Source organism: Mycobacterium sp. (assembly GCF_032159565.1).
In the GTDB taxonomy this organism is placed as follows: domain Bacteria; phylum Actinomycetota; class Actinomycetes; order Mycobacteriales; family Mycobacteriaceae; genus Mycobacterium.
The window spans coordinates 32367-41431 of the sequence record NZ_JAVHWR010000007.1 but is presented as its reverse complement, the minus strand read 5'-3'; the positions used below and the strand labels follow the sequence as shown (position 1 = coordinate 41431).

Sequence of the window (9065 nt, the reverse complement as noted above, 5' to 3'; positions counted from 1 at the left end):
CGCTCCTCGCGTGCGCGGTGGCTATTTCGCTCCTCACGTGCGCGGTGGCTATTTCGCTCCTCACGTGCGCGGTGGCTATTTCGCTCCTCACGTGCGCGGTGGCTATTTCGCTCCTCACGTGCGCGGTGGCGCCTTCTCACCACATACGGTCCGATGGCAAGCATGTCGATCGGCGAGCTGCCGAAGCACTCCAGGGCGTCACGCGGGCTGTCGACCATCGGTCGTCCCGCGGTGTTGAAGCTGGTGTTGACGATAACCGGGACCCCGGTGCGCTCGGCGAAATGACTGATCGCCGCGTGCAGCAACGGCTGACTCCTGTCGACCGTCTGGATACGCGCGGTGCCGTCGACGTGAGTGACGGCGGGGATGCGCGAGCGCCAGGTTGCCGCGACATCGTGGACAAACAACATGTACGGGCTGGGCACCGGGCCGCCGGAGAAGATCTCGGACGCCCACTCGCCCAACACCATCGGGGCGACAGGGCGGAACTGCTCGCGTCCCTTGACGGTGTTCAGCCGTTCGAGGTTCTCGGCGTGGCGCGGGTCGGCGAGCAGTGAGCGGTTTCCCAGCGCCCGCGGACCGTACTCCGAGCGGCCCTGGAACCAGCCGATCAACTGGTTCTCCGCCAATGCCTTGCCCACTGCTGCCGCCAGGTCTCTCGGTCGCTCATGAGGGACGGCGGCCTCGGTCAGCGCCGCGCCGATCTCGTCGTCCGTCCAGCCTCGGCCCAGCGCCGCCGACGACATCGGCACGATGGGTTCGCCCGCCTCGCCTGCGATGGCGAGTGCAGCGCCGAGCGCGGTACCCGAATCGCCCGCGGCGGGCTGGACCCAGACATCGTCGAAGCCGCCTTCGGCGTAGATCCTGGAGTTGGCCACACAGTTGAGCGCCACTCCCCCTGCCAGGCACAGGTTTCGGTGGTCGGTGTGGGCGCGCAGCCAACTGACGAGGTCGAGCAGCACCTCCTCGAGGACTCGTTGCACGCTGCAGGCGAGGTCGAAGTTGTGCTCGCCGCGAGGGCTGAAGGACTCCCAGTCCACCGGCTGCGTGCAGAAGCCGCCGCCGCCCGTCGCGTACACGCGCTCCCGCAACTCGTCGAGGTAGCGCGGCTTCCCGTAGGAGGCCATTGCCATCACTTTGTACTCATCGCTTGACCGCTTGAAGCCCAGATGTTCGGTGAGGTTCTCGTAGAACAACCCGAGCGAGTGCGGCAGCTCCTGCGTCGCGAGTATGTCGAGCTTGCTGTCCCGGTACTCGCCCGCCAGCATCGAGGTGCGTTCGCCCCGGCCGTCCGTCGTCAGCACCGCGCTGTCCGGATACGGCGACGCCAGCGAGGCCGACGCCGCATGCGCGACGTGATGTCGCACGTAGTGCAGTGCGCCGGGGTCGATACCCGGCAGCGCGGTCTGCAGGAACCGCGGCGCCCGTTCGGCATACAGCGTCCGCAGGTACTCCCATTCGTGGTCCAAACCTTCGAGATCGTCTGTGCCACCGTGCATCAGCCGCGGGTCATAGGAGTAGCCGACGGCGTCGATATCCGACGGCTGTAAGCCTGCGTGTGCCAGACACCAGCGGGCGGCCTGCACGGGCAGCTCCCATGTCGCGAACGGGACGGCCTGCTTACCGTGCTTGCGCCGGGTGAACCGCTCCTCCTCAGCGGCGGCGACGATCTGCCCGTCGACGACTAGTGCAGCTGCCGAGTCGTGGAAGACCGCATTGATCCCGAGGATTCGCACGTCTGCCTCCTCTCCGTGAGCCGGAACCATTCGACCGTTTCGGTCAGGCCCTCGTGGTGTGGCACGCGCGGCGACCAGCCGAGCTGCCGACGTGCCAGGCCGATGTCCGGGCACCGGCGTTGTGGGTCGTCCGCCACGGCGGCGCGGAACTCGATGGGTGATTGGCTGCCCGCCAATTCGCGGATGAGCTCGGCGACCCGAAGCACCGTCAGCTCATCGGGGTTGCCGATGTTGACAGGGCCGGCGCAATCCGCGTGACCGAGCGCGATCAAAGCGGCGACGGTGTCATCGACGTAGCACAGCGACCGGGTCTGTAGCCCGCTGCCGTTGATGGTGATCGGCTCGCCGCCCAGCGCTTGATGGCAGAAAGTCGGCACCATCCGCCCGTCGTCGGAGCGCATCCCCGGCCCGTACGTGTTGAAGATTCGCGCCACGCCGACATCGGCCGAGCGCGCCCGGTGATAGGCAAAGGTCAACGCCTCGGCGTACCGCTTAGCTTCGTCGTACACGCTACGCGGGCCGACGGGATTGACGTTGCCCCAATAGCTTTCGGTCTGTGGATGTTCGAGCGGGTCACCGTACACCTCACTGGTCGACGCCAGCACGGTCCTCGCCCCCCATCGCTCCGCGACATCGAGTGCGTTCGCGGTGCCGAGCGCGCCCACGCGCATCGTCTCCACGGGGCGCCGCTGGTAATCGATGGGCGACGCCGGCGACGCCAGATGAAAGACCGTGTCGACCGTTGCGGTCGACACCAACCCGTCGAGCGGTTCGCTGATGTCGTGCCTGACGAATGTGTAGCCGGGGTGATCCTGCAGAACCGATGCCGCGTTGGGCGCGCTGGTGGACAGGTCATCGACGCACGTCACCTCCGCCCCCGCCGCGAGCAGGCGTGCGCACAGGTGTCCGCCGAGGAAGCCGCTGCCGCCGGTGACCAGCGCACGCTTGATCTCACGCATCGGCGTTTCCTCGGCGTGTAACGGGGTACGTAGTTCGGTTATGGCTGCCGCCCGAACGACGTTCGTGATCGCCAGCCGCAACCGGGCGGCGGAGCTCTCCACGACGATCACGCGGCTGCTCAACACGACGGCGTGCCCCATCATCGCCGTGGACAACGGATCCGAGGACAATTCGGTCGCGGTCATCCGGCGCTTCGCGAACCTGTCGGCCGGCCGTGTGCTGGCGATCGAGCTGAAGTCCAATCGGGGCGTGGTGGCTCGCAACATCGGGGTGGCGGCGTGCCAGACACCCAATGTTGCCTTCTGCGACGATGATTCGTGGTGGGCGCCGAACGCTGTCGAGATCGCCGAAGACATCTTCGACCGGCATCCGACCGTCGGTCTGCTGGCGGCGCGCACCGTCGTTCTGCCGCAATGCCGCGACGATCCGATGACCGCCGAGCTGGCCAACAGCGCACTGGGCCGACGGGCGGATCTGCCCGGCCCGTCGATCCTGGGCTTCATGACCTGCGCCGCGATCGTCCGCAAGTCGGCTTTCCTTGCGGCGGGCGGGTTCAGCGAGCTGCTGCACTTCTACGGCGAGGAGCAACTGCTCGCCGTCGACCTCGCCGCGCGCGGCTGGGACTTGTGCTACTGCCCCGCGTTGACCGCATACCATCAGCCGTCCGCGGTGCGCGGCAGTTCGTCGGCCCGTCAGGCCCGTGAGATGCGCAACGCGGTGCTCACCACGTGGATGCGACGGCCGATGTTGCCGTGCCTCAAGGCAACCGGCCGGTTGTTCGTGGCAGCGATGCGCGACGGCGAGCATGCGCTTGGCGCAGTGCAGGCGTTGATGCGCCTGCCTTCGGTCGTCAGCCGGCGCAGGCCGCTGCCCGAGGAGGTCGAGCGGGCGCTGAACCTGCTCGAGTCCGACAAAACGCATGGTGGTCATCCGGTCGACACCCGCGGATAGTTCACCTGCGCCACCGTCTCGTAGATGCGCATGGTGTCGACCGCGACCCGGTCCCACGAGTAGCGGGCGCACACCCGGTCCCGCCCTGCCAATCCGAGGGCTTGACGGAGAAACGAATCACGCAGCAGCGGGTTGATCGCGGCGGCGATCTCCGCGGGCTTCCTCGGAGGGATCAACCGCCCGGTCACATCGTGGACGACGGTGTCCAACATGCCACCGACGGCGGAGGCCACCACAGGGACACCGCACGCCATGGCCTCCAGCGGCACGATGCCGAACGGCTCGTACCACGGCGTGCACGCCACGACGTCCGCGGAACGCAGCAGGGCCGGCATGTGTTCCCGCGCAACCGAACCGTGGAGACGCACACGGCGGGCGACACCGAGCTGGTTGGCCAACTCACGCAGTCGGCGGGCCTCCGGATCGGAGTCCAACGCCGTGCGGTCCGGGCCGCCGACGATCACCAACTCGGCATTGGGGATCGACGGCATCGCCCGCACCATGTCGTCGAAGCCTTTGCGCGGCACGAACCTTCCCACGCTGAGGATGCGATGCTTGGCGCTCTTCTCGGCCACCGGGCCCTCGGGCCTGAACAGGTCGTTGTCGACCCCGCACGGAACCACCGAGATCCGGGCGCGTGACCTGCCCATGCGCATCAATTCGAAGACCTCGTCGGTACAGGTGGCCGCTACCCAGGTGGCGGTCCTCGCCACCATCGCCTCGAGCCGCAGCCGCTCCTTGGGGCTGGTGTCATTGGCGCCCTGATGACGACGCTTCACCACACCGAGGGCGTGGAACGTCTGCACCGCCGGCAATCCCAGATGCCGCGCCGCCAGCTGAGTTGCGATACCCGACATCCAGAAGTGTGCGTGCGTGACATCTGGCCGGTCGGCCTCCCAGCACGCATGCAGATACCGGGCGAACGGGCCCATGTGGGTGAGAAGCTCGTCCTTGGGCAGTTGCTCCGCCGGCCCGGCGGGCACATGCACGACCGTGTAGCCCTGCGGCGCCTCGACCCGCTCGGGCAGGTCCGGGTCGTCCCGCCTGGTGTAGACCGACACCTCGTGTCCCCGACGGGCGAGCGCCGCCGACAATTCCGCCACATGCACGTTCTGGCCGCCCGCGTCAGCACCGCCAAGGACTGCCAACGGGTTTGCATGCTCGGAAACCATCGCGACCTTCATCGGCTTCCTCCCATCGAGATCATGCGCACCGCTCTTCGATGACCTCGTCCCACCGGGACAGAAATCGATCGAGCGAGAAGTGCGCGATTGCGAATTCACGTGCGGCCTTACCTGCCAAGGTCGCTGCGGAGCGGTCGGTGACGAAACCCTCGAGGGCGTGCGCCAGCGTGGTTACGTCCGCGCTCACCACCCCTGCTTCGGCGGGCACGGCCAATGGCGTCATCGTGGATGCCACCGCGACCACCGGCATGCCCAGATACATCGCCTCGACGAGCGATATGCCCAGCGATGTCCACCGCGCGGTGTGCAGATACACCCGACGGTGGGCCACGTGCCGCATCAGCCGGCACGTCGGGACGTCGCCGTGGGCCCTGACGCCCTGTCGTGGTTGGTGGTTGAGCTCGAGGGTGTCGATGCCCCACACGTCGATTGGCACGTGTGCACCCAGTTCGACGAGCAAATCGGTGCCGACCGTTCGCCCGCGCCGCAGCGGTTCGTTGATCATGGTCGCTGCGGCCGCGATGTCACCCGTATAGAGGTGACCGGGATCGGCGATACCGTGCTGGATCACCCGTGTGGGCGCCGCGCCGTTGTCCCACATCAGCCGGTTGAAGTCGGTGACGTGAAGCAGGGGAATGTCGGTGCGGGTGGCCATCGGATGCACACTGTCGACCGGTGACGGACGCGGCGCGTTGTGCTCGACGTACACCGCGGGGATGTCGACCCCTGGACGGCGGCCCAGCCAACGCTGAACAAGATCCAGCTCCTGTGGTCGTTGAAGAATTACCAGGTCGATATCCTGGTCACGCAACTGATCGACCGAAACCTCTTGTGCGCGTGGCCAACCGCGGCCTGCCAACCCACGTCCGTCTGAGTCACGTGCGGAATTGACAGGTAGGACGTAACGATGTTTGCCCGCAACCAACGACTCCGTCCAAGAGCCGTGCACGTGCCACACGAGAAGTGAGCGCGCGCCGTCCGTACCGACCATTGGCTTTGCGTTGCCGCAGGTTATCGGCCACAAACGTCGAACGCTCGACTGTTCGCAATGTGGCTCCGAAGCGCTTCGCATATCGGACCAACAACGCTTCGCCGGCGTTTCGTGATCACTTCTCCGGGTACTCCGCCGACATGTCAGAAAGCGACGAGATCCCGATCGCCGACGCTCTCGAGCAGCAACAGGAAACCGGCTTGCCGGTTCCCGACGACGAGGCGCCCGCCGGTGAGGCTGCCGATCCACCGCTCGAGGCGCCGGACGCCGACTGGCAGGAACAGCGGCAAGAGGTGATCGATGATCCCGACGAGGCGCCCGCCGGTGAGGCTGCCGATGTACCGCTCGAGGCGCCGGACGCCGACTGGCAGGAACAGCGGCAAGAGGTGATCGACGATCCCGAGGAGCGGACGGATGGCTGATCAGGACAGCCTCACTTCTTACTGCAGACGTTGACATGCGCGTCCAGGCAGCGGTGCTACTGGCACTGTTGTTCGTCGGCCTGGGCCTGTTGCTCACGCGCTGCCCGGCAAACCGGGACGGAATGCCGGGCCAGCTGGCGCAAGCCATGGAGGAGACCACCGCGGCTGCGCGAAGCGGCGCCTTGGCATTGGACATGTGGGCGCAACGACGCTCGAGCGCGCAACTCACCAGTGTGCAGCTGACGGACGCCCGCGACGAAGTCATCAAGGCGTACAAGACAATTGCCGAACTGCGCGCCGAAGACCCCGTCGACATCGAGCGACAACGTGAACTGACCGTGTCGATGACAACGATCATCGCAGAGCTCAACGCGGCGTCGGGGACGGTCCGCGATGTGACCACCGAACCGTCGCCGGACAAGGCGCGAGCCGACCTGGCGACGTCGGCGGATGCGTTGGAGAGCGAATACCGCTGATGGGCAAACTCTTCTCGGTTGCGCTGGGCATCCTCACCGCGATCGGCGGCTTCCTCGACATCGGCGATCTGGTCACCAACGCGATCGTCGGTTCGCGCTTCGGTTTGGCTTTGGCGTGGGTAGTGCCGGTCGGCGTGCTGGGCATCTGCCTCTACGCCAACATGGCGGGTCGGGTGGCGGCCGTCAGCGGCCGGGCGACGTTCGAGATCATTCGGGAACGGCTCGGCCCGCGTGCGGCGGCGGCCAACCTGTCGGCGTCGTTCTTCATCAACATGATGACGGTGACCGCCGAGATCGGTGGTGTGGCATTGGCTTTGCAGCTGGCCACCGACGTCGGCCGGTTGATGTGGATACCCGTCGCGGCGTTCGCCGTCTGGCTGGTGATCTGGCGGGTCAAGTTCTCGATCATGGAGAACGTGACAGGTCTACTCGGCCTGTGCCTGATCGTCTTCGCGGTCAGTGTGTTTGCCCTGCATCCGAATTGGGGCGACCTGATGCACCAGGCCACCGCTCCGGTGATTCCGCAGCAGGAGTCGTCGGCGACCTACGGATACTACGCGGTCGCGCTGTTCGGCGCCGCGATGACACCGTACGAGGTGTTTTCTCCTCCTCCGGCGCCGTCGAGGAGCACTGGACCGCCAAGGACCTCGGCACCTCGCGGCTCAACGTGATGGTCGGCTTCCCGCTGGGCGGCATCCTGTCGACCGCAATCGCCGCTTGCGCGACGATCGTGTTGCTGCCCAACGAGATCGAGGTCACATCGCTGTCGCAGACGGTGATGCCGGTCGTCGCCGCAGGCGGAAAGCTGGCGCTGGCCTTCGTCATCATCGGCATCGTGGCGGCGACGTTCGGCGCGGCGCTGGAGACCATGTTGTCCGGCGGCTACATCGTGGCGCAGTTTCTCGGCTGGCCCTGGGGCAAGTTCCGCCGCCCCGCGCAGGCCGCCCGGTTCCACGTGGTGATGTTCGTGACCATCGTCGGAGCCGCGGTGCTGTTCACCGGGGTGGACCCGATCATGGTCACCGAATACTCCGTCGTCTTCTCGGCGATCGCGCTGCCGCTGACATATCTGCCGATCCTCATCGTCGCCAACGATGCTCAGTACATGGGCGACGACACCAACGGGAAGGTGACCAATATGTTCGCGTCGGTGTAACTGGCCATCATTCTGGCCGCTTCGCTGGCGGCGATCCCGCTGATGATCGTGACCGGAGCGGGGCAGTGAGCGCCGAAGAGCTTCCGGTCAAGGGCCATAGCGGAAGCCGGCTCGTCGATGCACGCCTGCACCTGCTCGACCGTCAACTGCTCGACGAACACGACGACCCGGTCGGCATCGTCGACGACCTGGAACTGTCCGGCGTCGAGTTCGGCGAAGAGATCGCGGCGGGCTCCGAGGCACCACTGGTGACCGCGCTGTTGTCGGGCCGAGTGGTGGCCACGCGCATCTTCGGCGGCGCCCCACCGCGGTCGCTCCTGCAGGAGATCCCATGGAAGCTGGTCGAGGCAGTCGGGGTCGTCGTCAAGCTCAAGGCGACCGACATGACATTCGACGTCAACTGGGTCGAGCAATGGCTGCGCGACCACATCATCCGCCACCTGCCCGGAGGCCGGCATGCAGCTGAGTAGGTTCCTTGGACTGCGTGTCGTCGACGCCGGCAATCACGCGGTCGGCACTGTGACCGATGTGCGGCTCGCGATCGGCGGTGACCTTCAACACGACCCACCCACCCCGCGGGTGCTGGGTCTGGTGATCAGCCCACGGACGAGATCGTCGTTTCTCGGCTACGAGCGCAGCACCGCAACCGCCCCGTTTCTGCTGGCACAGCTGCTGTGCTGGCGACACCGTGGCACGTTTCTGGCCGGCTGGGAGGACGTCGCGAAGGTCGGCGACGACCTGGTTGTTCTGCGACCTCGCTATACGAGGTATTCGGCGGTGTTGCCTGTCGGCGACTGAGCGGCGTTTAGCCGTTCCGACACTCGGGAACCCCTTGACTGCGCAGGGAATTACCTCTGTGGCCCGCGAGATGGGCAAAACCCATAGCTGATTTCCCTAACGGAAGGGTTGAGCATGACCGAGAAGAACAGTGGTCCCCAAGAGGCCGTCAAGGGCGCCGTCGAGGACGTCAAGGGCAAGGCTAAGGAAGCCGTCGGCACCGTGACCGGTCGCAACGACCTGGTCGACGAGGGCAAGGCCCAGCAGGACAAGGCCGACGCCCAGCAGGATGCGGCCAAGAAGGAAGCCGAAGCCGACGCAGCCCGGGGTAGCGCCAAGGCTGCCGAGAAGCGCCAAGAGGCCAACCAGTAGCACCTAGCTTCACAGCAAAAGATCCCAGCCGTTGAACCGG

At 66.4% G+C, this 9065-nt stretch carries 10 protein-coding genes and 1 pseudogene; 7 read left to right on the top strand and 4 right to left on the bottom strand.

Annotated features, from left to right (window positions below; all coding sequences use genetic code 11):
• Both QOC76_RS01165 and QOC76_RS01160 read right to left on the bottom strand, forming a co-directional pair.
• Nucleotides 1–1736 (bottom strand): carbamoyltransferase family protein (locus QOC76_RS01165; protein ID WP_526353296.1); only part of this gene is annotated, 1736 nt, incomplete at its 3' end.
• Nucleotides 1685–2695 (bottom strand): UDP-glucuronic acid decarboxylase family protein, encoded by a 1011-nt coding sequence (locus QOC76_RS01160; protein ID WP_526353294.1) that lies wholly within the window; start codon nucleotides 2693–2695, stop codon nucleotides 1685–1687. The genes QOC76_RS01160 and QOC76_RS01165, both read right to left, overlap by 52 nt.
• Before the next feature lie 40 nt (nucleotides 2696–2735).
• Between QOC76_RS01160 and QOC76_RS01155 the strand changes: the two genes are divergently transcribed.
• Nucleotides 2736–3647, top strand: a complete 912-nt coding sequence (locus tag QOC76_RS01155) for a glycosyltransferase family 2 protein (protein WP_526353292.1) — start codon at nucleotides 2736–2738, stop codon at nucleotides 3645–3647.
• Here QOC76_RS01155 and QOC76_RS01150 read toward each other — a convergent pair.
• Together QOC76_RS01150 and QOC76_RS01145 are read right to left on the bottom strand one after the other, a co-directional pair.
• Nucleotides 3623–4831, bottom strand: coding sequence for a glycosyltransferase (locus tag QOC76_RS01150; protein WP_526353290.1), 1209 nt, complete (start codon nucleotides 4829–4831; stop codon nucleotides 3623–3625). The genes QOC76_RS01155 and QOC76_RS01150 overlap by 25 nt on opposite strands.
• A 19-nt stretch (nucleotides 4832–4850) precedes the next feature.
• Nucleotides 4851–5822 carry a glycosyltransferase gene (locus tag QOC76_RS01145; RefSeq protein ID WP_526353288.1) on the bottom strand — a complete coding sequence of 324 codons (972 nt, stop codon included), beginning with the start codon at nucleotides 5820–5822 and terminating at the stop codon, nucleotides 4851–4853.
• 140 nt (nucleotides 5823–5962) lie between these two features.
• On the opposite strand from QOC76_RS01145, the gene QOC76_RS01140 reads away from it, so the two are divergent.
• The 6 genes and pseudogenes from QOC76_RS01140 (at nucleotide 5963) to mbp1 (ending at nucleotide 9025) form a co-directional block, all read left to right on the top strand.
• Nucleotides 5963–6244 (top strand): hypothetical protein, encoded by a 282-nt coding sequence (locus QOC76_RS01140; protein ID WP_526353286.1) that lies wholly within the window; start codon nucleotides 5963–5965, stop codon nucleotides 6242–6244.
• Between the two features lie 35 nt (nucleotides 6245–6279).
• Complete coding sequence (locus QOC76_RS01135; RefSeq protein ID WP_526353284.1) at nucleotides 6280–6720, top strand: hypothetical protein; 441 nt, start codon at nucleotides 6280–6282, stop codon at nucleotides 6718–6720.
• Nucleotides 6720–7945 (top strand): annotated as a pseudogene (locus QOC76_RS01130) (NRAMP family divalent metal transporter). The gene QOC76_RS01135 and the pseudogene QOC76_RS01130 overlap by 1 nt, the downstream one beginning before the upstream one ends.
• On the top strand, nucleotides 7942–8346 hold the full coding sequence (locus QOC76_RS01125; RefSeq protein ID WP_526353282.1) for a PRC-barrel domain-containing protein: 405 nt from the start codon (nucleotides 7942–7944) through the stop codon (nucleotides 8344–8346). The pseudogene QOC76_RS01130 and the gene QOC76_RS01125 overlap by 4 nt, the downstream one beginning before the upstream one ends.
• Nucleotides 8333–8674 (top strand): PRC-barrel domain-containing protein, encoded by a 342-nt coding sequence (locus QOC76_RS01120; protein WP_526353280.1) that lies wholly within the window; start codon nucleotides 8333–8335, stop codon nucleotides 8672–8674. Before QOC76_RS01125 ends, QOC76_RS01120 begins: the two co-directional genes overlap by 14 nt.
• Nucleotides 8675–8788: 114 nt before the next feature.
• Nucleotides 8789–9025, top strand: a complete 237-nt coding sequence (gene mbp1, locus QOC76_RS01115; protein ID WP_526353278.1) for a microaggregate-binding protein 1 — start codon at nucleotides 8789–8791, stop codon at nucleotides 9023–9025.
• The last annotated feature ends 40 nt before the right edge of the window (nucleotides 9026–9065 follow it).

Coding starts and splice junctions, on each gene's coding strand:
- QOC76_RS01140 (WP_526353286.1), top strand. CDS start 5,963: ATGTCAGAAAGCGACGAGATCCCGATCGCCGACGCTCTCGAGCAGCAA.
- QOC76_RS01155 (WP_526353292.1), top strand. CDS start 2,736: ATGGCTGCCGCCCGAACGACGTTCGTGATCGCCAGCCGCAACCGGGCG.
- QOC76_RS01120 (WP_526353280.1), top strand. CDS start 8,333: ATGCAGCTGAGTAGGTTCCTTGGACTGCGTGTCGTCGACGCCGGCAAT.
- mbp1 (WP_526353278.1), top strand. CDS start 8,789: ATGACCGAGAAGAACAGTGGTCCCCAAGAGGCCGTCAAGGGCGCCGTC.
- QOC76_RS01145 (WP_526353288.1), bottom strand. CDS start 5,822: ATGGTCGGTACGGACGGCGCGCGCTCACTTCTCGTGTGGCACGTGCAC.
- QOC76_RS01160 (WP_526353294.1), bottom strand. CDS start 2,695: ATGCGTGAGATCAAGCGTGCGCTGGTCACCGGCGGCAGCGGCTTCCTC.
- QOC76_RS01135 (WP_526353284.1), top strand. CDS start 6,280: ATGCGCGTCCAGGCAGCGGTGCTACTGGCACTGTTGTTCGTCGGCCTG.
- QOC76_RS01150 (WP_526353290.1), bottom strand. CDS start 4,831: ATGAAGGTCGCGATGGTTTCCGAGCATGCAAACCCGTTGGCAGTCCTT.